This window comes from Sphingobacterium sp. UDSM-2020 (assembly GCF_016132525.1).
In the GTDB taxonomy this organism is placed as follows: domain Bacteria; phylum Bacteroidota; class Bacteroidia; order Sphingobacteriales; family Sphingobacteriaceae; genus Sphingobacterium; species Sphingobacterium anhuiense.
In genome coordinates, this window is record NZ_CP066166.1 from 5,689,800 (window position 1) to 5,711,048 (window position 21,249).

At 34.8% G+C, this 21,249-nt stretch carries 19 protein-coding genes and 2 tRNA genes; 9 read left to right on the top strand and 12 right to left on the bottom strand.

Features of this window, described 5'->3' with window-relative positions; all coding sequences use genetic code 11:
- Positions 1-199: 199 nt before the first annotated feature.
- Both lpxB and JAZ75_RS24130 read left to right on the top strand, forming a co-directional pair.
- On the top strand, positions 200-1,309 hold the full coding sequence (gene lpxB, locus JAZ75_RS24125) for a lipid-A-disaccharide synthase (RefSeq protein WP_208699070.1): 1,110 nt from the start codon (positions 200-202) through the stop codon (positions 1,307-1,309).
- 65 nt (positions 1,310-1,374) lie between these two features.
- The gene (locus JAZ75_RS24130) at positions 1,375-2,013 is read left to right on the top strand and encodes a hypothetical protein (RefSeq protein WP_132772865.1); all 639 of its coding nucleotides are present in this window, start codon (positions 1,375-1,377) and stop codon (positions 2,011-2,013) included.
- Between the two features lie 42 nt (positions 2,014-2,055).
- On the opposite strand, the gene JAZ75_RS24135 is transcribed toward JAZ75_RS24130, so the two are convergent.
- From JAZ75_RS24135 to JAZ75_RS24145, 3 genes are read right to left on the bottom strand one after another with little or no spacing between them, the layout of a single operon-like run.
- Complete coding sequence (locus tag JAZ75_RS24135) at positions 2,056-3,126, bottom strand: DUF3810 domain-containing protein (protein WP_208699072.1); 1,071 nt, start codon at positions 3,124-3,126, stop codon at positions 2,056-2,058.
- Between the two features lie 16 nt (positions 3,127-3,142).
- Entirely contained in the window at positions 3,143-4,198 is a 1,056-nt protein-coding gene (locus JAZ75_RS24140; protein WP_208699074.1) for a nucleoid-associated protein, read from the bottom strand.
- 22 nt (positions 4,199-4,220) lie between these two features.
- Entirely contained in the window at positions 4,221-5,126 is a 906-nt protein-coding gene (locus tag JAZ75_RS24145; protein ID WP_232789308.1) for a histone deacetylase, read from the bottom strand.
- Between the two features lie 128 nt (positions 5,127-5,254).
- On the opposite strand from JAZ75_RS24145, the gene JAZ75_RS24150 reads away from it, so the two are divergent.
- On the top strand, positions 5,255-5,890 hold the full coding sequence (locus JAZ75_RS24150) for a YceH family protein (protein ID WP_132843394.1): 636 nt from the start codon (positions 5,255-5,257) through the stop codon (positions 5,888-5,890).
- Between the two features lie 176 nt (positions 5,891-6,066).
- Complete coding sequence (locus tag JAZ75_RS24155) at positions 6,067-6,945, top strand: DUF72 domain-containing protein (RefSeq protein ID WP_208699076.1); 879 nt, start codon at positions 6,067-6,069, stop codon at positions 6,943-6,945.
- Between the two features lie 110 nt (positions 6,946-7,055).
- On the opposite strand, the gene eno is transcribed toward JAZ75_RS24155, so the two are convergent.
- The 8 genes from eno to JAZ75_RS24195 form a co-directional block, all read right to left on the bottom strand.
- On the bottom strand, positions 7,056-8,351 hold the full coding sequence (eno, locus tag JAZ75_RS24160; RefSeq protein ID WP_021192290.1) for a phosphopyruvate hydratase: 1,296 nt from the start codon (positions 8,349-8,351) through the stop codon (positions 7,056-7,058).
- A 211-nt stretch (positions 8,352-8,562) separates the two neighbouring features.
- On the bottom strand, positions 8,563-9,663 hold the full coding sequence (gene carA / locus JAZ75_RS24165; protein ID WP_132843390.1) for a glutamine-hydrolyzing carbamoyl-phosphate synthase small subunit: 1,101 nt from the start codon (positions 9,661-9,663) through the stop codon (positions 8,563-8,565).
- Between the two features lie 280 nt (positions 9,664-9,943).
- Entirely contained in the window at positions 9,944-10,276 is a 333-nt protein-coding gene (locus JAZ75_RS24170; RefSeq protein ID WP_132843389.1) for a TM2 domain-containing protein, read from the bottom strand.
- A gap of 112 nt (positions 10,277-10,388) precedes the next feature.
- Entirely contained in the window at positions 10,389-11,387 is a 999-nt protein-coding gene (gene obgE, locus JAZ75_RS24175; RefSeq protein WP_132843387.1) for a GTPase ObgE, read from the bottom strand.
- A 44-nt stretch (positions 11,388-11,431) separates the two neighbouring features.
- Positions 11,432-12,001 carry an adenylate kinase gene (locus JAZ75_RS24180; RefSeq protein WP_132772880.1) on the bottom strand — a complete coding sequence of 190 codons (570 nt, stop codon included), beginning with the start codon at positions 11,999-12,001 and terminating at the stop codon, positions 11,432-11,434.
- 70 nt (positions 12,002-12,071) lie between these two features.
- Positions 12,072-12,145 (bottom strand) — tRNA-Arg (locus tag JAZ75_RS24185).
- Between the two features lie 476 nt (positions 12,146-12,621).
- The gene (locus JAZ75_RS24190; protein ID WP_208699079.1) at positions 12,622-13,332 is read right to left on the bottom strand and encodes a hypothetical protein; all 711 of its coding nucleotides are present in this window, start codon (positions 13,330-13,332) and stop codon (positions 12,622-12,624) included.
- A gap of 170 nt (positions 13,333-13,502) precedes the next feature.
- Positions 13,503-13,576 (bottom strand) — tRNA-Arg (locus JAZ75_RS24195).
- Between the two features lie 188 nt (positions 13,577-13,764).
- Between JAZ75_RS24195 and JAZ75_RS24200 the strand changes: the two genes are divergently transcribed.
- Complete coding sequence (locus JAZ75_RS24200; RefSeq protein ID WP_208699081.1) at positions 13,765-14,592, top strand: alpha/beta fold hydrolase; 828 nt, start codon at positions 13,765-13,767, stop codon at positions 14,590-14,592.
- A gap of 74 nt (positions 14,593-14,666) precedes the next feature.
- Here the strand turns inward: JAZ75_RS24200 and JAZ75_RS24205 are convergent, their stop codons facing one another.
- A complete protein-coding gene (locus JAZ75_RS24205; protein WP_021192296.1) occupies positions 14,667-14,900 on the bottom strand; it encodes a hypothetical protein in 234 nt (77 codons plus the stop codon).
- A gap of 593 nt (positions 14,901-15,493) precedes the next feature.
- Here JAZ75_RS24205 and JAZ75_RS24210 point away from each other — a divergent pair.
- From JAZ75_RS24210 to smc, 4 genes are all read left to right on the top strand, one after another.
- Positions 15,494-16,105, top strand: a complete 612-nt coding sequence (locus JAZ75_RS24210; protein WP_021192297.1) for a TetR/AcrR family transcriptional regulator — start codon at positions 15,494-15,496, stop codon at positions 16,103-16,105.
- Between the two features lies 1 nt (position 16,106).
- Positions 16,107-16,739 (top strand): nitroreductase family protein, encoded by a 633-nt coding sequence (locus JAZ75_RS24215; protein ID WP_132843383.1) that lies wholly within the window; start codon positions 16,107-16,109, stop codon positions 16,737-16,739.
- Between the two features lie 53 nt (positions 16,740-16,792).
- The gene (locus tag JAZ75_RS24220) at positions 16,793-17,494 is read left to right on the top strand and encodes a DsbA family oxidoreductase (protein WP_208699084.1); all 702 of its coding nucleotides are present in this window, start codon (positions 16,793-16,795) and stop codon (positions 17,492-17,494) included.
- Between the two features lie 143 nt (positions 17,495-17,637).
- On the top strand, positions 17,638-21,180 hold the full coding sequence (gene smc, locus JAZ75_RS24225) for a chromosome segregation protein SMC (protein WP_132772886.1): 3,543 nt from the start codon (positions 17,638-17,640) through the stop codon (positions 21,178-21,180).
- Positions 21,181-21,249: the final 69 nt, after the last annotated feature.

Genomic DNA, 21,249 nt, shown 5'->3' on the forward strand with positions numbered 1-21,249 from the left:
CGTGATAATCATCTATTATAAAAGAAACCTGTAACTTTTCTTCATTATAAATGCGCAATCATCATCAAAAAATGAATCACCCATACTGTATCCATAAAACGATAAATCCAATATCATTACTTTTATATAAGCGCAATAATATTGCGGATCTAAGCAAAATTATCTAAGTTTAACCCTATTATTGAATAGAATCGAGCAAATGAAATATTATCTTATAGCAGGCGAATCTTCCGGAGATTTACATGGTGCAAACTTGATCAACGCATTAAAAGTCGAAGATCCAAACGCTACCTTCAAAATCGTAGGCGGCACACAGATGGAAGAAGCTGCAGATCAAAAGGCCTTAATACACACTTCGCAAATGGCCTTTATGGGCTTTGTCGAAGTATTAAAAAACTTAGGTACCATTTCAAAAAATCTAAAAAAGGTAAAAGAAGATATTATTAAAGAAAAGCCTGATTGTGTCATTTTAATTGATTTCCCCGGCTTTAACTTAAAAATCGCAGATTTTGCCAAAAAAAAAGGTATAAAAACATGTTACTATATTTCTCCGAAAGTATGGGCATGGAATCAAAAACGTGTGATTAAAATAAAACGTGTCGTCGATCACATGTTCTGTATTCTTCCCTTTGAAGTCGATTTTTATAAAAAATGGAAAATGCCCGTTGACTATGTTGGAAATCCATTACTAGATGCCATTTCATCTTACAAGTTCAATCCTAATTTCATTGCTGAACAACAGCTCAGCGAACGGCCAATCATCGCATTGCTGCCTGGTAGCCGTAAAATGGAAATAGAGAAGTTATTACCGGTTATGGCAAATTTAACCTACCTCTTTCCAATGCATCAATTTGTAATTGCAGGAGCACCAAATTTTGATAAATCATACTACCAGCAATACATTGGGGATCAAAATATACCAATTGTATTTAATGCTACTTACGATTTATTAAAACATGCTGAGGCAGCAGTCGTAACAAGTGGGACAGCAACATTGGAGACTGGAATTCTTAAAGTACCTCAAGTCGTTGTTTATAAAGCCAATGCACTATCCATATGGATTGCTAAACAGGTCATTAAAGTAAAATTCATTTCGCTGGTCAATTTAATTAATGACTTCTTGTCTGTAAGAGAATTGATTCAAGACGATTGTACCACTTACGATATTGCACAAGAGCTAGATCAATTGATCAATAAAGCAGAATACCGGGCAAGTGTAATGGAAAATTATGAAACATTGGCCCAAAAACTAGGAGAACCAGGAGCATCAAACAAAACCGCTAAATTAATTGTTCAGTATTTGAAGTAGCGCATTAAACCTTCAAAAACGCTATTCGTCAAACAGATGTTGTTTAACATAAAAAACAAATAGCCATGAAAAAAATAATTACAATTTTTGCCCTTGCTTTTTTGGGATTTCAGTCATATGCACAAAGTAATGTTGAGCACATCAGCAAATTAGAAATTGGGAAAAAGGCTAAAAAAGTCTACAATACCAAATCCTCTGACTCGACGATTAATTTGCATATTGACACGTTGATAATGGGTGATAAAGCTTCTTTGATGTTTTACGCAAACAAAAATGTCATTTTGAATGTTGGTCACGCCATTATAGGTAATAATGCTTCTATTTCGGGAACAGATGGAAAAAATAACGGTTCCAATTTTGATATTCAAGCTAATATTCAAAAATTAGGGTCGCTGTATATTATAGCGAAGGGAGATAATGCCTTTAATGGAACAAAAACATTTCCAAATGGTAATGGTGGAAATGTTAAATTGACACTTTCAGAAAATAGCCTTGTACCGCAAAGAGAAAATAAAAAACAACCTAATTATTTGCAGATTGCAAATGAAGGTGGTGGTAAAAATGTCAATGCAACCAGCGATTTAAGATCGATTTATGATCGCGTGAGACAAGCTCCCGCTGGCTTGAGAGGACTTCCTCAAGGTCAGATCTATTCCGGTAGCCCGGGTACAGATGGCAAGACTGAGATTATAACGATTAAATAAGAAAAAGCGAGCAATGCTCGCTTTTTCTTATTTAAAATAATTTTAAAGGCATCCTTTAAGCTTTAATTCATAAGCTACCACAAGTCTAGTCATTCTATCATAGCGGGCCATTCCCTCCTTTTGATTATTATGCTTCAAATAGCCATTATAGAAGATCCCTGAGATTTTATTAGTCCAGCCAGTATAATTGCTCCAAAAAGTAGCTTCCTCCTTCAGATCATCTATTACAAGTTGGGAAAGGCGTTTTTTATAAGTAGCAAACAATTCCTCATCTATTCCCCTAAGCTCCTGTAGCATATACGATGTTGTTTGTAAATAGCTGGAATAGCGGTAAAAAAGCTCTGGATGATTTTTCAATCGCACATAGGCGATAAAATTTGCCTCGTCTTCAAAACCCACACCCTGTTGATGAGCCAATTCATGAACATACGTAAAAGGACTTGAAAAAACAGGCATCGCTGTATTCACATGTGCTTCATGTGTAAAAGGATTAAAATATCCTGACACACCAAAATAGGAGACCCAATGACTATTAAGGGGACCCTTTGCACCGACTAAAGTCGTTGAAAGAAAAGATTGAAAAGTCGTATCCGACTGTACTAATGCTTTCATCTCTCTTTTTATCTTTTCATTCTGATGCTCCCATTGCTTTGGATTTATTTGGGAACGCAAAACATTTGTCGAATCGAGACATGTTTCCAGGACAACAAGATAATCAGCTAACTTTAGACTATCTGTGCTTAAACCTATATTTTGTACAATGGGTATCCGGTAATAGTTCATCCCCCAACTTATGTAAAAAAACAAGTATAAGCCCAAAATTACGTTAATAAGATATACTAGGAATCTACCGGCATAAACATACCTTTTTTTAAATAGGTACTTAACAACTTTAACGATTAGTAGTAAAAGGCAACAAACAGCAAAAAAGTAAAATAAGTCCCCAATACTAAAAGGTAAATAACCAAAAATAGCTTGTGGTAAATATGAAAAAGAAGGATACCACATTCTTGAATAATAGTGCTCAACAAAAAAAGTATTTCCTTCCAGAATAGTGATTATTGCGGTAATAAAACACAGTATTGCAAAACAGATAAGTGGTTTCTTTAGCATAAACGTTGTTTAGATATTAGCTCTCATTTTCAAAATATAGCTTATAATAATTCATCCCCTTATCTTCATCAAATCCTTTTTCAATATATTCTCGTTTACCATGCAAATAAACATGAAAATTTTTATCCAGCTTTAATACGGTCTTATAAGATGCTTCCATTTTTTTAACCGCTTTGTCAGCGATATCAAAACTGCTTTGAAAAGGAGAATCAAATTCATCTTCAAATCCAGATCGGAAGTCATTAAACATTGTTGCTGCAATAGGATTACCAATTACTTCCTCCTCAAATTCCTCTTGATCAAAGGTCTCTTTTTCTTTAAAGTAATTCAATGATTTATTGAGCAGATCAATCTTATCAGCCTTTTCTAACTCAAACATATCATCCAATTTCTCATTTACAAAGTTTTTATAAACTTTCAAATAGTTACCCGTCTGATTAAAATCATCATTACGAATTTTTATCTTTAGAAAATCATCTTTCCAATAAACTGCCTCTGTTTTATTCGTTTGATCGACAACCAGCACCTTATAACCTTCCTCTTCTTCTACATTGACTATGATCACACCCTTATCCAATTTATTTATATTAATTGCTTCTTCCTCATAATCCAATTGAAAACCACCTTGATTCGGATATACTTTTAGATAAGTTTCCTTATTTTCTGACTTAAAAATTCCGACAGCATCATAATTCTCCCCCTCAATCTGTACATTTTTCAATGAAACCACATACACCTCACCAGGTTTGATCTTCGGGTGCATACAAACTTCATATAAGTGTTTTGCAATCTGCTGAGAGTATTCATGAAAAGCTAATTGATCATTAAAGAATTGTTTTGTAAAGTGATAAATTTCATTTAACGCCAGCTCTCCATTGGGATGAAATAAGCGATAAACTTCATTTACCTTTGCAAAAGGACTCATAAAATATTGCATGAGCAGAGGGGGGAGTACATCGTCATTCTCAAGTGGAACTGGTTGCTCTGATAATATATAAAATTCCTCTTGTGACTTATTGCCTACGCGATGGATAGAAAGTTGATCGAATGTAGCATCTTGATGAAAAAACATATTTCTTATTTAAATCTTATTTTTAAAAATTATATAAATCGACAGCGATTTTAAATGTTTCGCAATGTGCATTAACAATATCTTTGATATGCAAAGAATAGCCTCCTCCCATACAAACTTGAACCGGAACCTGATATTGCAAACAATTTAACAGAACAAACTCATCTCTTAATCGACAGCCTGCTGGAGAAAGTTTCAATTTCCCCAATTTATCTGTCGCCAGAATATCAACTCCGGCCTGGTAAAAAACAAAATCTGGTTTGACTTTGTTGAAGAGATTCGGCAGATGCTTGCTAAGCAACTGCAAATATACATCATCAGTTATACCATCCGAAACAGGAAGATCCAAATCAGAATTTTCTTTGATAAATGGAAAATTTTTATCCCCGTGAATCGAAAAAGTAAAAACATCTTGGTCGTCTTGAAATATATGAGCGGTTCCGTTACCCTGATGCACATCGAGGTCGATGATTAAAATTTTTTTTGCCAGCTTATTTTTAAGCAAATAACGAGCGGCCACAGCTTGATCATTCAATAAACAAAAGCCCTCTCCAAAATCATAACCCGCGTGATGCGTTCCACCTGCAATATTAAACGAAATACCATTTTGTTGCGCATATAGTGCGGACTTTATCGTACCATCTACCAGATAACGTTCTCGATCAACTAGACTCCTTGTTAAAGGAAAACCAATTCTCCGAACCATCTTAGGATCTAATGTCAGATCAAATAAAGTCTGCACATAGTCGGGATCATGTGCTAAACAAGCAATTTCAAATGACACAAGTAGAGGTTCAAAAAAATTTTCCGCTTTCACTACCCCTTCGTGTAATAGCTGTAATGGAATCAATTCATATTTTTCCATCGGAAATCGATGGCCTGCACGTACAGGATGAACATATTCGGGATGGAACGCGATCTTTAACAAAGCTGTATATTTAAAACTTCACTAAGATAATAAAAAGGATATTTAATGGTTTTTATTGTGGATAATATTTAAAAATAATTGTTTCCCCCTCTAAAAAATAGCATATTTGATTTCAACTAATTAAATTTATGGAACTTAGCACCAAACCACAATTATCAGCCGAAGAGCAACGTGTATTAGGCTCTTTGATCGAGAAGTCAAAGGTCACCCCAGAATATTACCCGATGTCACTGAACGGTCTCCAAAGTGCCTGCAACCAAAAAACGGCTCGAAGACCTGTGGTACAATATTCCGATGAGACCATTATCAATACCTTAGCCATACTGAAAAAAAAGGGTCTTATCGCGCATGTTGTAGGTGGAGGTAGCCGTGTGACAAAGTATAAACATAATTTTGCCATACAATTTCCATTAGTTCCATCAGAACTAGCAATCATCTGTCTTCTACTACTTCGCGGACCATTAACAGCCGGAGAAATAAATTCAAATTCAGGTCGTCTGTATGATTTTGAAGCCTTGGAAGACATTACAGAACATCTTGAAAAATTAGCATCAGAAGGATTTGTAAAAGCATTAGAAAAACAACCAGGACATAAGGAAGTGCGATATATACATTTACTCGGTGATATCGATTTGGAACAATTTGAGCAAATACATCCCCTATCCGAAAATACGGTACTCCTTCATAAAAGAATTGAAACATTAGAACAAGAATTAGCACAATTGAAACAACAATTTCAAGAACTTTGGGATGAACTGCATTAAAATAGACTGCTTATTTTATCCTTCTTTCAATGTGATATATTAAGAATCGCGAGCGCACAATGGTAAGCTCAACTTCAAAAAAGATCATGTGATGTAAGATAAAAATAAAATCAGTTTACATTATTTAAATCCGCAGCTTCGCTTTACTTTTTATAAACAATATAAAACGGAACAACATGAAATTTGGACAGGTATCAAATCCACAAGAAATAGATTTTACGTTACCCCCTACTTCCCCGGATACGCTAAAATTATTAAAAAAGAATAAAAACAAGGAAGCATTTGCCATCTATGTCGGATGTGCTAAGTGGAATAAATCGGACTTAAAGGGCTTTTATCCGAAAGGAACGAAAGATGAACTTCCCTACTACAGTAGCCAGTTTAACAGTATTGAACTCAATGCAACTTTTTATAATGCACCATCAAAAGAGCAAGTTGAGACTTGGAAAAAAAAGACTCCCACAGACTTTAAATTTTTCCCTAAAATACCGCAATCAATAAGTCATTATAGCCGTTTATTAAACACTGATGAAAAAGTAAAGGAATTTACAGATAACATCGCTCTCTTTGAAGAAAAGTTAGGAATGATCTTCTTACAAATGCATGATAACTATAAACCAAAAGATATGGAACGCCTCCGTGAGTTTCTCTCTAAATTTCCGAAAGGACTAGCACTTGCAGTAGAAGTTCGTAATCAGGAATGGTTTTCCAAAGCTGAAACAGCAACTGCATTTTACAAGTTACTTGAGGAATTTGACATTACAAATGTCTTAGTTGACACAGCAGGAAGGCGCGACCTCTTACATATGCGTTTAACTACTCCATCGGCATTCATTCGCTATGTCGGAGCCAATGATCCGTCTGATTACACCAGATTGGACGACTGGGTTATGGTCATTAAACAATGGCGGGAAGCAGGTCTACAGAGACTATATTTTTTCATTCATCAAAACATCGAACTGGAATCACCACTTTTAGCAAGTTATTTCATCAAAAAGCTGAATAAGGAATTAAAACTTGATTTACATATTCCAGGTAGTGATAAATTATTTTAAAATTATCACTTAGCAGTGCATGATGTAAATTGTAAATCTAATTTAGAATATCATGTAAAAAAAGAGGCATCCTTAAATAAAGGATGCCTCTTTTTGATATTTATTGCAAATTATTTTTTCGCAAAACGGAAGTTCTTTCCAATAAAACGAGCATTTGCACCTAATTCTTCTTCAATGCGTAACAATTGATTGTATTTAGCCATACGATCAGAACGTGAAGCCGACCCAGTTTTAATTTGACCACAGTTCAAAGCAACAGCTAAATCAGCGATTGTTGAATCTTCAGTTTCACCAGAACGGTGAGACATAACCGAAGTGTAGTTTGAATTCTGTGCCAAAGTAACAGCATTAATTGTTTCAGTTAAAGAACCAATTTGATTAACTTTTACTAAGATTGAATTTGCAGTATCTGTATCGACACCTTGTTGCAAGCGTTTTGTATTTGTAACAAATAAATCATCACCAACCAATTGAATAGTAGCGCCAATTTTTTCTGTTAACAATTTCCAACCTGACCAATCATCTTCCTGCATACCATCTTCGATAGATATAATTGGATATTTTTCAGTCAATTCTGCTAAATAAGCAACTTGTTCTTCGGAAGTACGGATAGCACCTTTATCACCTTCAAATTTAGTATAATCGTATTTACCGTTTACATAAAATTCTGAAGCAGCACAATCTAAAGCTAGACAAATATCAGAACCTGGTTTGTAACCAGCTGCTTCAATTGCTTTTAATACAGTTTCAATAGCATCTTCAGTACCATCAAAAGTCGGAGCAAAGCCACCTTCATCACCTACTGCAGTAGATAGACCGCGGTCATGTAAAATCTTTTTCAAGTTATGGAATACTTCCGTTCCCCAACGTAAAGCTTCAGAGAATGAAGGAGCGCCTACTGGCATAATCATAAATTCTTGGAAAGCAATAGGAGCATCAGAGTGAGAGCCACCATTAATGATGTTCATCATTGGAATAGGCAATGTATTAGCATTAACACCACCAATATAACGGTATAATGGTTGACGAGACTCTTGGGCAGCAGCTTTTGCAACAGCTAAAGAAACACCTAAAATAGCATTAGCGCCTAAGTTTCCTTTATTTTCAGTACCGTCCAAATCAATCATGATTTTGTCGATTGCATTTTGCTCAAAAACATCAACACCTGCTAAAGCCTCAGCAATTTTAGTGTTTACATTTTCTACTGCTTTCAAAACACCTTTACCTAAGTATTTTGATTTATCACCATCACGCAACTCTACTGCTTCGTGAACACCTGTAGAAGCACCAGAAGGCACTGCAGCACGTCCAACGAAACCATTTTGTGTCGTTACATCTACTTCGATAGTAGGATTTCCGCGCGAATCCAAAATCTGACGCGCATGTACATCAATAATTAAACTCATTGTAATATTGGTTTAAACTTTTTATATAGTATTTTATACAATACTTAGTGTAATTTTTACACTAAAAAATTATATTCTGATTTAATAATCAAATATAAATAAAATTGAGCTTATTAAAAAACGTAAACCACAATTTTATGGCAAGAATGAATATATAAAGTGCAAAAAAAGAGGTTAGCAAATTGCTAACCCCTATCTTTATACTGATCGATTATTTTTTAATCAACTCAATGAAATCATCAAATAAATAACGTGAATCATGTGGACCAGGTGACGACTCTGGATGATATTGTACCGAGAACGCATTTTTTCCAATTACACGGATACCTTCAATCGATTGGTCATTTAAATTGATGTGCGTAACTTCAACTTTATCTGACTGTTCAATATCTTCTGCAACAACACCAAAGCCATGATTCTGAGAGGTAATCTCACAACGGTTAGCAATAATATTCTTAACCGGATGGTTGATACCACGGTGACCGTTGTGCATTTTTTTCGTACGGATATCATTTGCCAAAGCCAATATCTGGTGTCCAAGACAGATTCCAAACATCGGTTGGTCTGCCGCTAAGATATCTTTTACCGTTTGAATTGCGTAACTCATCGCTGATGGATCACCAGGACCATTAGAGATGAAATATCCTGCAGGATTCCATTCTTGCATTTCTGCAAAAGTAGTTTTAGCAGGGAATACTTTTGCATACACTTCTCTTTGAGAGAAATTGCGAAGAATATTCTTTTTAATACCTAAATCTAATACTGCCACACGTACAGGAGCATCTTCATTACCATAAAAATAAGGTTCTGTAGTAGAAACCTGAGATGATAATTCAAGTCCATCCATGGAAGGAACAGTAGCTAAAGTAGCTTTTAATGCTTCAACATCTAAGTTTTCAGATGAAATAATAGCATTCATTGCACCTTTATTACGGATATGACGCACCAAAGATCGCGTATCAATATCTGAAATACCAACTAAATTTCCCTCTTCAAAATAGCTCTGAATAGATTCGTCGGCCATTTTACGACTATAGTTAATATTATAATTTTTACAAACTAATCCTGCGATTTGAATCTTACTAGATTCAGTATCATCTTCATCAATTCCATAGTTACCAATATGGGCATTGGTTGTTACCATAATTTGTCCGAAATATGAGGGATCGGTAAAAATCTCTTGGTAACCTGTAGTTCCGGTATTGAAACAAATTTCGCCAGTAGTCGTTCCAATTTTTCCCGCTGCTTTTCCGTGATAAACCGTTCCGTCTTCTAAAACTAAAATTGCAGGCAATTTGCTGTAGTTGGTCATTATTTATTAAATATAAAATTGTTTTTCCTAATTCCTTGCTTTATCGAAGTTTTGGTGTATAAAAAAAGCCCTAAATGGGCTAAATAATCAATTAACAATTGATTCAACGATAACGAAATTATCGTTTTTTACAACATTTGCGAAAGCATTTACTTCAATTTTCACAGGAGACAAAGGTATAACAAAATCATCAAAGTAAAAAGACTTTTTTTATAATATTGTGATATTCCAAAAATATATCGCTAAAATCACCAATCTTAATAAGATAATGAAGTGTTTATTAATCACTTTCAATTACATTGCCCGATGCATCGCGAAAATTTCCAATGACAATCATAACAAGATCAATAATATACCAGATACCACATCCGCCAAAGGTCAATAATTGAATAATCCCAGTACCGATCTTACCTACATAAAAACGGTGAACACCAAACGGTCCTAAAAAAATACAAAGTAATAAACAGGCTAACCACCTCTCATCTCTATTTTGATTATTAGATTGCTGGGTATAATACATCGGTTGACGAACACCACATGATGGACATATTTCTGCCTTCGCATTAATAATAGCTCCGCATTCTACACAATATTTTTGTGCTGCTTGATTCATAATATAATTAGTTTAGACACTAAAGTTACAAACTACCGTTCAATACAGGAGCTAAAAAATAAAAAAAGCGATTACATCGTATGTAATCGCTTTTTTACCAAAAAATAATCAATTACAAATTGATTGCTTTCCAGATCATATCCTTCAATTGCAAAATATTTTTTCCTGCAACAGATGATATAAAGATATACGGTAATCCTTCCGGAACTTCTTTTTCCATTTCTCTCTCCAATTCATCATCCAACATATCAGCCTTAGTAATCGCCAATAATTTTGGTTTATCACGAAGTTCTGGATTATAAACTGAAAGCTCATTTAATAGAATATCATATTCCTGCTTTATCGTGCGCTCCGTATCTGCAGGCACCATAAATAATAAGACAGAGTTTCGTTCAATGTGCCTTAAGAATCGATACCCTAAACCCTTACCTTTAGAGGCACCCTCAATAATACCAGGAATATCTGCCATTACAAAAGATTTCCCATCACGATAACTCACGATACCAAGATTAGGAACTAAGGTAGTAAAAGGATAGTTCGCAATTTCAGGTTTCGCCGCTGAAACAACAGATAATAATGTAGATTTTCCCGCATTTGGAAAACCAACCAATCCTACGTCGGCTAATACTTTCAATTCTAGAATAATCCAACGCTCTTGTCCAGGTAGACCCGGCTGCGCAAAACGTGGCGTTTGCTGAGTTGAAGATTTAAAGTGCCAGTTACCTAACCCACCTTTACCACCGGGAGTTAAAATTTGCATCTCTCCATCCTCAGTGATTTCAAATAAAACCTCTCCCGTTTCAGCATCTTTAGCCACTGTTCCTACAGGAACCTCTAAAATTTCATCCTTCCCTGAGGCACCCGTACTTGTAGCGGAACTACCTGATTCACCACTGGAAGCAATGATATGCTTCCTATATTTTAGGTGCAATAAAGTCCATAATTGTGTATTCCCTTTAAGGATAATATGACCTCCACGACCACCATCACCTCCATCGGGTCCACCCTTCATGGTTGTTTTATCTCGATGTAAGTGCGCTGAGCCTGATCCTCCGTGTCCCGATCGACAACACACCTTCACATAATCGACAAAATTAGAACCTTGCGCCATAGAAATAAAATATATTTGTTATTAAAACGTCTCCGCTTTATTATTTAATAATTGTCAATAATAGCAGTCAATTCTCCAAAAATAAAATCGATATCACCAATACCGTTTACTTTGGACAATTTACCTTGTGCTTCATAATATGGTAACACATGAATAGTTTTTGTAAAATATTCATCAATACGTTTTACCAATTTATCAGCAGCATCATCCGCACGGCCAGAAATCTCCTGACGTTTAGCAATGCGTGTTTTTAATTCATCTTCATTTACATCTAAAGCTATAACTACAGAGATAGAAGAATTAATACCAGTTAAAAATGCGTCCAACGCCTCTGCTTGTGCCACAGTACGTGGAAAGCCATCAAAAATAAATCCTTTTGCGTCCGGATTTTTCTTCACCTCCTCTTCCAACATCGCAATCGTAACCGAATCAGGCACTAAGTTTCCGTCAGCAATAATCTGACTGACTTGTTGACCTAGAGCTGTCTGGTTTTGAATATGAGCTCTAAAGATATCACCTGTTGAAACATGAACTAACTGATATTTATCGATAAGCTTCTGCGATTGTGTTCCCTTTCCTGCCCCCGGAGGGCCAAATATTACAAGGTTTAGCATAGTAGTATTTAGAGTAATAGAGTAAAAAAATAAAAGCCTAATCGCTATATTGATTAGGCTTTTCAAATAGTGCGCTCAAAGGGAGTCGAACCCCTAACCTCCTGATCCGTAGTCAGGTGCTCTATCCAATTGAGCCATGAGCGCGTCAACCATTACGTCATCTTCATTGCTGTTCTTCCGTTTTGGTGATGCAAATATAGGCAAAATAGCACTGCATCCAAATTTTTTTTTCAATTTTTATCTAATAGACTGATAATGAAACAAAATAAAAAATCATCAATCAAATACAATTATGCTTAATCATAATCAACAGATATAAAGAGCTCGCACACGGCGAAATTCGATATATATAACCACCAAAGAAGAATTTTTAATCCCTAAATCACCCATTATACGTATTCAAGTTATTTCATCTTTGAAAGGATTATCTTAAAATAATTAAAAAAAGTTTCCCAAAACTCTAAAGCAATTTTTTCAGTTACTATATAAAATGCTGATTGCATTTGAAATACTTTACCTGTACCTCTGTCAACGCATAAACTAGATCTTATTTTAAAAATAGAAGAAAATAAAAACCTTTTAACCAGGAAGACTCGTATAAAAGGAATATGGAATATTCTTTATTCCAAATCACCAAATTCAACATACAGCTGTTTGTGGTTTATAAAACTAACCGGTCGTTTAGTTCCCAGAATCATTGCCTTCGACTTACTCCAAGAAAAAGGAACACGATTCTCCCTTTCCTTCAAAACGAGCAGCTGATAAGACTTATCTGTTTTCATCTGCTTAACATCCGACAACTTAACAGACAAAACCTCATGAAAATCAGGTTTTCTACTGATCAAATGGCTCAGAAATTGTTCTTTCATATTTCCGAATAAGATGTACTGCAAATCTACAGGCCTTGGATTATCTTTATCAAACTGTTTATAATAGACAACCTGCTTGATTTTAAGAGAAATCGAATCTAAAAGCTTAAATCCTCCCCTTTCAAAATGACCTCTATATACATTTGCCTTAAATACTTTGGTCTTATTAACCATTTCTGGCAAAACAAAAACTTCTGGTTCAATCGTATAAACAAATTCTTCAGGAAATGCTAAACGGCTAGTGCGATATTGCTCTAGATCGGCCTTAGAAAATTCAAGCTCCAGAATAATCTGATAGTCGTGTGGCTGATGAAACATAGGTAAATGTTCAGCATATATAGTCTCCATCCCCATCAATAACATTCCATGAATATTAGGCTTATCAGGATAATGAGCTTGCTGGGCAGATATTATTTTGAAAGTGAAAAGTAAAAAAAGCAGACAAATACTTTTATAATTCATTTTGGCGAAATTTAAATATAGCAACAAAAATAGCGGATAGTTAAATAAAGAGTTTAAACGGAGTGTCATATTCCTATTAACCCCAATTAAACTATATGATGAAACCTTCTATTAATAATTTGGAATGGAACAAAAAAAGCTTAGTCGTAATGGACTAAGCTTTCTAGTAGTGCACTCAAAGGGAGTCGAACCCCTAACCTCCTGATCCGTAGTCAGGTGCTCTATCCAATTGAGCCATGAGTGCATTTTGAGCGACTTTTATTTAAAGTCATACCCTTTTGTTTGGTGATACAAATATCGGGACTTTTTTCAATTCTGCAAACTATTTTTAAACTTTTTTAGACAAAAAAAGTAATATTTTTATTATCTTATTGATAGTATTACATTTACAAAGGTTATTTTTTTAATATTTTTTTTCACAAAGACGTACTTATGTCCAAAAAAGAAACGAAACTCAGCAAAATACGTATTGACGACATCAGCATTTCATATATGATAAGACCTAGTAAGACAGATAAAGCTGAAAAAACAGTTATCTTTTTACATGGTTTCCCTTTCAATAAAAATATGTGGCGTGCACAGATGCAACAATTAGACGAACAATTTATCGGAATAGCAATCGATATTAGAGGACACGGACACAGCACGCGAGGTCATGGCTTTTTTAGTGTGGATGTTTTTGCAAAGGATTTAATCCAATTCATCACACATTTAAATTTAAATAACGTTGTACTTTGTGGTGTTTCGATGGGAGGCTACATTGCACTGCGCACTTACGAATTAATAGGAAGTACACTTCAAGGACTCATTTTAAGTGACACCCATTCTTTTGCCGATAACAATATGGCAAAACAAAAACGTTTTGATTCAATCCAAGCTTTACTAAAATATGGAAAACGTCCATTTTCATTAGGTTTTATTGAAACAGTATTTTCAAAAAAGACATTAACTGAAAACCCAGAAGCGATTGAAACAATAAAGAGTGCCATTCGGCGAAACGATCTGCAAAACATTTGTGCGACACAATTAGCATTAGCGGCCCGTACAGATACAACAGCTATGTTAAACACTATAACAGTGCCCACATTGGTCATCAAAGGGAAAGAAGATAAGTTAATCACAGATCTACAGACCAAAACCTTACTTGACAATATTGGCCACGTTAAATTTATTGAATTTACGGAATCAGGTCATTTACCTAATTTGGAAGAGCCCGAAAAATTCAGTGGAGAGGTCAACTCCTTCTTAAACTCGCTCTAGTTACAGACATAAAAAAATGCAGTGGATAAAAATCAACACTGCATTAAATTGGATGTACCAAAAGAAAACATTTCTTATAAACCACGGTATTTACTTTGTTTATATTTAAAGAAATCATTCAAATGTTGTAAGTTTTCTTTTCTTTCCTCCGATTTACGGTAAGAAATAATGGAATCCCATATAAACAAAGCAAACACCAATATTGCAAAAAGAACAGGTATGCTCAAGAAGCTACCCGTAGTACCCTGCATAATTAACCAAGTTGAAACAATAACCGTTAATAAAAATTTCATAATAAATCCTAACATTTCGTATAATTTAAAGTGACTGAATAATACGCTGACTCTACCGCCAGACGTCTGAATAAAACCTGTGATGCCGTATCTTGAAATGGCTAGCCTACTGAAAAATATAAATGATCAGAAAACTAACTGGTGGAGAAGAACCAATATATTGATAAATCAAAATATCAGGTCAATTTTTAAAAAAATCAATAGTGTATGGAGAAGGTAAAACCGGTAAGTTTTAGCAATGATTTATATTTAAAAACTGACAAAAATTAAAAAACTTGTAGTAATTAATTTTACATCAACTTCAAATGTACTAATTTTTTTAGACAAAAACAAATGCTACGCGGAAAATTTTAGCTAAAGAACGAGTTACTTGATTTTGTAAACAGCTATAAAATAAGAGCAAATAAAAAAATGACCTCTAATTACCTCCAGTACTGCAGCCAAATTTTAATAATAACAAATTGCTTTTTTAGACAAACTCTACGATTGAATAATTATAATCTTGAATAATTATAATCTGTCATAAAAATGTACTAAATTTTACAGGCTATTTAATTTAAAAAAAATCATTGTTACTTTTGCTAACACTGTTAACTAAAGTTTTAAAGATGGGTGTATCAGAGCGAAAATTGCGAGATTTAGAAAAAATTAGGTTACAAATAATTGAACAATCCTGGCTTATTGTACAGGAGGAAGGTTGGCAAGCACTATCCATTAGAAAAATAGCAGATGCCATTGAATATAGTGTTCCTGTTATCTATAAGCATTTTGAAAACAAAGATGCTATTGTAGCCTATTTTACAAAAGTCGGTTTTTCTTTGCTGGCAACACAACTTGCATCTGCTGTAGATTCAAGCAGAACCGCAGACCTGAACTTGTATCATCTAGCGACATCTTACTGGAAATTCGCATTCGAAAATAAGAAATACTATGAAATTATGTTCGGTTTGGGTATTCCCCAATGCGAAGTTGTGAACAGTATCAAAGAGATGAAAGTCGCATCAGATGTCATGTTAAATTGTATTTCCAAATGTATTGAAGAGAATCAAGTCGAACAAATTGATCTATTTTTAAAATTCAAAACCTTTTGGTCTATTTTACATGGTATTATTACCATCGAATTCATATCAAATACAGCAACAGATCCAGAAGTAGTATCCCCTATCCTAACAGATGCTATTGAGGGATTTATTATATCATTAAAACACCACAATAAATAACATGAGTTTATTAGAAGATTTAAAATGGAGATATGCCACAAAAAAGATGAATGGCACTCCAGTAGCACAAGAAAAAGTTGATTACATTTTAGAAGCTGCTCGTTTGGCTCCTACCTCTTCTGGGCTACACCCTTATAGAGTAATTGAAATATCAAATCGCGAATTGAAAGCAAAAATTCAACCTATCGCTTACGGTCAATCCCAAATCGTAGACAGTTCACATATTTTAATATTCGCAGCTTACGATTCCTATACTAAAGAACGTGTAGAAGCACCATTTGCGCAACAGGCGGAAGAAAGAGGATTGCCATCAGGATTTGCAGATGATTATAAAAACAATCTTTATACACAATTATCAGCGTTGTCCCAAGAACAGCAATTTAACCATGCGGCACGTCAGGCTTATATTGGTTTTGGATTAGCCGTAGCCGCGGCGGCAGAACAAAAAATTGATGCAACTCCTATGGAGGGTTTTAACAACCAACAGTTAGATGCCTTACTTGAGTTAGACAAATTAGGCCTTAAATCGGTTACAATCTTAGCCCTGGGTTACCGCGATGAAGCAAACGATTGGTTAGTTAACTTAAAGAAAGTAAGACCAAGCCACGAAGATTTCATTATTAAATTCAACTAAAACATATTTTGGGAACTCAATTATTAGGAGTTCCCGATTCTTAAACATACATTATGAAAATAGAAATTTGGTCGGACATCGTTTGTCCATTTTGTTATATTGGTAAAAAAAGATTGGAACAAGCATTAGCTGCATTTCCTCATCGTGATGAAGTTGAGATTATTTGGAAATCTTATCAACTACACCCGCAATTCCCACAAGGTGCAGCTGGTATTCCCGCAGTAGAGTACATTAAAAATGCAAAAGGTCTAACTAAGGAAGAAACTTTAGGTATGATGCAACAGGTTCAGTCCATAGGAAAATCTCTAGAGATTGATTTTGATTTCGAAAAATCACTAATTGTCAATACCCTCAATGGACATCGTCTTATACATTTTGCACAAGAGCATGGTCTTGGTAATATTTTAAAAGAACGCCTACTAAAAGCCCATTTCAGTGAAGGAGTAGACGTTAATGATACCAATATATTAGTAAACCTTGCTGCGGAAGTGGGGATGGACAAAAAAGAAGTCCAAGAAATGCTGCTTTCTGATCGTTTTACTTACGAAGTCACTCAGGATATTCAAGAAGGTGTAAATCTAGGTTTACGTGGCGTTCCATTTTTCGTATTTAATCAAAAGTTTGGTATTGCTGGAGCACAACCTTTAGAAATGTTTGAACAGACACTCCGTCAAGCATATGAAGATGCTAAAACAGTTATTATCATGAATGATAATGAAGGACCTAGCTGCGACAGTGAAACCGGAAATTGCTAATAGTTTACTATTAGCAATTTTGATTGTCAGACATAACCAAAGAGTTAGCTAAACTTCTGCTCCCGAATCCCAAAATCGTGCAAATAAGTTGAACTTATTTCTTAATTTCGTTTCCTATTTAATGCAGAAAAATTGTAGTATAAATGCAGTTAACTAAACTAGAAATAAAAGGATTCAAAAGCTTCGGCGATAAGATTACAATCAATTTTAATGAAGGCGTCACCGCAATTGTGGGCCCAAATGGTTGTGGCAAATCAAATGTCGTCGATGCGATACGTTGGGTTTTGGGAGAGCAGAGTACACGTATGCTCCGTTCAGAAAAAATGGAAAACATCATTTTTAATGGAACGAAAAATCGTAAAGCGGCAAACCTGGCAGAAGTTTCACTCACTTTTGACAATAATAAAAACGTACTTCCAACAGCATTTACAACAGTCACTGTGACACGTAAGCTGTTTAGAAACGGTGATAGTGAATACCGATTGAACGATGTAAAATGTCGCTTAAAAGATATTACAGACTTGTTTTTAGATACAGGAGTTGGAGCAGATTCTTATTCGATCATCGAACTGAGAATGATTGATGAAATCATCAATAATAAAGAAAACTCCCGTCGAAATCTATTTGAAGAAGCATCTGGAATATCCAAATATAAAGTCCGTAAAAAACAAACGCTAAATAAGCTAAGAGATACTGAACTTGACTTGAGCCGCGTAGATGATTTAATGTTTGAGATTACCAAAAATCTAAGATCATTAGAAGGACAAGCTAAAAAAGCAGAAAAATATACGCTTTTAAAAGATGAATACCGCCAGAGTAGTATCAATTTAGCCTATTACCGCATTGCCGATTTTAGCAGTGAACTGGAACGTCTCCAAGGTCAGGAATCCAAATTAAACAAGCAGAGTACCGACGCACAAGAACATATTAATAAAGCTGAAAATGCACTAAAGCAAATCCGAGAAGACAATCTGGAGCAGGAAAAAAATGTTTCCATACAACAGAAAGCCACCCAGGAATTTATTAATAAAATCCGAAATTACGAGTCGGAAAAAAAAGTTAAAAACGAACAGCTTAAGAATCTTCAGGATAAAGAAAGCAGATTGAATTTTGAAATCAACAATGACAATCAACAACTCAATCATGTTCTTTATACGATCAAAAGGTTAAATGAAGAGTTATTTCATGAGCAACAGCAATTGGATAATTTCCAAACAAACCTAGAAAAAGATAAATTTGAAGTCGAAGAGCTAAGAGGTCAGCAACAAACTGCCAAAGGAAAATTAGACAGTTATAACAAGGCCAGTACAACTTTACAGGACAATATCTATAAGCTTGAAAAAGATATTGCTGTTTTAAATATTCAAAAAGAAGCTTTATTACAAGAATCCATCCGAACGGTAACAGATACTGAATCCAAAGAAGCCGAGTTAAATCAATTTAATATTACTGTAGCTGAATTAGAGGGCCGTGTAGAAACGCAACAACAACAGTATGAGACCGCCATACAGATGGAAGAAGAATTGCAATCGCAAATTCAAAATCATACAGCAAATATAAATACCCTTAAGGACGAATTAAATAAAGAGTCAAGGTTAGCAGATGCGAAACAGAATGAATATAACTTAACTAAATCCTTAATTGATAATTTAGAAGGCTTTCCTGATTCAATCCGATTTCTAAAGAAGAATGCAGGTTGGAAAAAACAACCGCCATTATTTTCAGATGTTCTTTTTTGCGAGGAAGACTACCGCGTAGCTATTGAAAATTACCTGGAATCGATCATGAATCACTATGTCGTGGAAACACAGCAAGATGCGGTACAGGCGATTAATCTTTTAAGCGATGCTGCACGTGGTCGTGCAAATTTCTTCATATTGGATGCCATCCCATCCATAAAGACATCTTCATCGATTAATGATGATATCTTAACTCCAGCTTTGAATGTTATTACTGTTGATGACAAATTCAAGCCTCTTTGCGAAGTTTTATTACAAAATGTCTATATTTTGCAACGAGAACGCGACCATGAACTTGAATTACCATTGCCCGAGGGAGATATTGTTATTTTGCAGAAAAATGGTAAATTTTCGAAAAACAGGTTAGGTCTATCAGGTGGTTCTGTGGGATTATTTGAAGGTAAACGAATCGGACGCGCTAAAAACATCGAAATCTTAGCAAAGGAAATCAAAGCTCTTAATGAAAACATCAATAAGCTACAGGATCAAATAGCCGACGAATCCGGACGTTTAGCAGCATTACAGTCTAATTCCCAAAAGGAAATGATTGATGAGCTTCGTTTTCAACTAAACCGTCTAAATAATGAATTGATATCTGTCAAAACAAAACAAGAACAATATCAAACCTTCATTACTAATGCACTAAACCGCAAGAAGGATATTCAAGATAAAATAATAGCTATTGAAAATGATTTACTGATTGTCGAACCTCAAATTCAAGATTTCAAAAACGAACGTGAGCAGCAGGTAGGTGATCTTCAAGAATTTCAGGACAGATTTAATGAAATTTCAGAGATTTTAACTGAAAAATCCGCAAGTTACAATCAAGGAAATCTCGGATACCATCAGCAACAGAATAAAGTTTCAAACATCAATAAAGATCTCGAATTCCGCGAAACGCAGCAGGAGGATTTTCAATCTCGTATCGAACGTAATACAAAAGATCTCGAAGAAGTACAGTTATCTTTAAAAAATACAGCCCAATTTGTAGATGAAGAAGACCAAGATCTGGTGGAAATGTATACGCAGAAGGATGCACTGGAAAAAGGTTTAGAAGAATTAGAAAAGAGCTACTATGGTGTTCGTAAACAAATAAATGAGTTAGAAGAGCAAATTATACAATACCGTCGATCAAAAGAACAAGATGATCTCCTAATTTCTGAAATAAAAGATAAGAAAACAGCACTTCAGATTGATCTTAATACTTTAAAAGAACGCCTTTCTGCAGAGTTTAATATTGAATTAAAAGATCTATTAGAACAAGAAGAAACGCCAACAATCACAGAAGATCAAGATGTACTTGTCGCCAAGTGTACGAAACTCAAAAAACAATTGAATGAGTACGGTTCAATCAATCTTATGGCCAAAGAGGCTTTCGATGAGATGAATGAACGTTATAACTTCATCAATAAAGAAAAATCAGATCTATTGGAGGCAAAAGAATCTTTAATGGCAACCATTAAAGAGATTGATGATACTGCAGAGGTACAATTTATGTTCACGTTCAATAGTGTTCGTGATAATTTCATCAAAGTTTTCCGCTCCCTATTTAACGAAGAAGATAGCTGTGATTTAATCCTTACAGACCCATCTAAACCGTTAGATTCGGATATTGATATTATTGCGCGTCCTAAAGGAAAAAGACCATTGTCGATCAATCAACTATCAGGAGGAGAGAAAACACTCACCTCAACAGCACTTCTATTCTCACTGTATCTTTCGAAGCCTGCACCATTCTGTATTTTTGATGAGGTAGATGCACCATTAGATGATACTAACATTGATAAATTCAATAATATCATTCGTGATTTTTCTAAGAACTCACAATTTATAGTGGTTTCTCACAACAAAAAAACAATTGCGAGCACAGACATCATCTATGGAGTTACCATGGTAGAACAAGGTGTCTCACGTGTTGTTGCAGTTGACTTACGAGATGTCGCTTAAGAAATAACAGATCTTATTATTTACTAGATTTGCTATTATAAAAAAGGGAGTGATACGATGTGTATCACT

Bases quoted from the DNA above. Each gene is read 5' to 3' on its own strand.
- lpxB (WP_208699070.1), top strand. From the start codon at position 200: ATGAAATATTATCTTATAGCAGGCGAATCTTCCGGAGATTTACATGGT.
- JAZ75_RS24130 (WP_132772865.1), top strand. From the start codon at position 1,375: ATGAAAAAAATAATTACAATTTTTGCCCTTGCTTTTTTGGGATTTCAG.
- JAZ75_RS24135 (WP_208699072.1), bottom strand. From the start codon at position 3,126: ATGCTAAAGAAACCACTTATCTGTTTTGCAATACTGTGTTTTATTACC.
- JAZ75_RS24140 (WP_208699074.1), bottom strand. From the start codon at position 4,198: ATGTTTTTTCATCAAGATGCTACATTCGATCAACTTTCTATCCATCGC.
- JAZ75_RS24150 (WP_132843394.1), top strand. From the start codon at position 5,255: ATGGAACTTAGCACCAAACCACAATTATCAGCCGAAGAGCAACGTGTA.
- JAZ75_RS24155 (WP_208699076.1), top strand. From the start codon at position 6,067: ATGAAATTTGGACAGGTATCAAATCCACAAGAAATAGATTTTACGTTA.
- eno (WP_021192290.1), bottom strand. From the start codon at position 8,351: ATGAGTTTAATTATTGATGTACATGCGCGTCAGATTTTGGATTCGCGC.
- carA (WP_132843390.1), bottom strand. From the start codon at position 9,663: ATGACCAACTACAGCAAATTGCCTGCAATTTTAGTTTTAGAAGACGGA.
- JAZ75_RS24170 (WP_132843389.1), bottom strand. From the start codon at position 10,276: ATGAATCAAGCAGCACAAAAATATTGTGTAGAATGCGGAGCTATTATT.
- obgE (WP_132843387.1), bottom strand. From the start codon at position 11,387: ATGGCGCAAGGTTCTAATTTTGTCGATTATGTGAAGGTGTGTTGTCGA.
- JAZ75_RS24180 (WP_132772880.1), bottom strand. From the start codon at position 12,001: ATGCTAAACCTTGTAATATTTGGCCCTCCGGGGGCAGGAAAGGGAACA.
- JAZ75_RS24190 (WP_208699079.1), bottom strand. From the start codon at position 13,332: ATGAATTATAAAAGTATTTGTCTGCTTTTTTTACTTTTCACTTTCAAA.
- JAZ75_RS24200 (WP_208699081.1), top strand. From the start codon at position 13,765: ATGTCCAAAAAAGAAACGAAACTCAGCAAAATACGTATTGACGACATC.
- JAZ75_RS24205 (WP_021192296.1), bottom strand. From the start codon at position 14,900: ATGTTAGGATTTATTATGAAATTTTTATTAACGGTTATTGTTTCAACT.
- JAZ75_RS24210 (WP_021192297.1), top strand. From the start codon at position 15,494: ATGGGTGTATCAGAGCGAAAATTGCGAGATTTAGAAAAAATTAGGTTA.
- JAZ75_RS24215 (WP_132843383.1), top strand. From the start codon at position 16,107: ATGAGTTTATTAGAAGATTTAAAATGGAGATATGCCACAAAAAAGATG.
- JAZ75_RS24220 (WP_208699084.1), top strand. From the start codon at position 16,793: ATGAAAATAGAAATTTGGTCGGACATCGTTTGTCCATTTTGTTATATT.
- smc (WP_132772886.1), top strand. From the start codon at position 17,638: ATGCAGTTAACTAAACTAGAAATAAAAGGATTCAAAAGCTTCGGCGAT.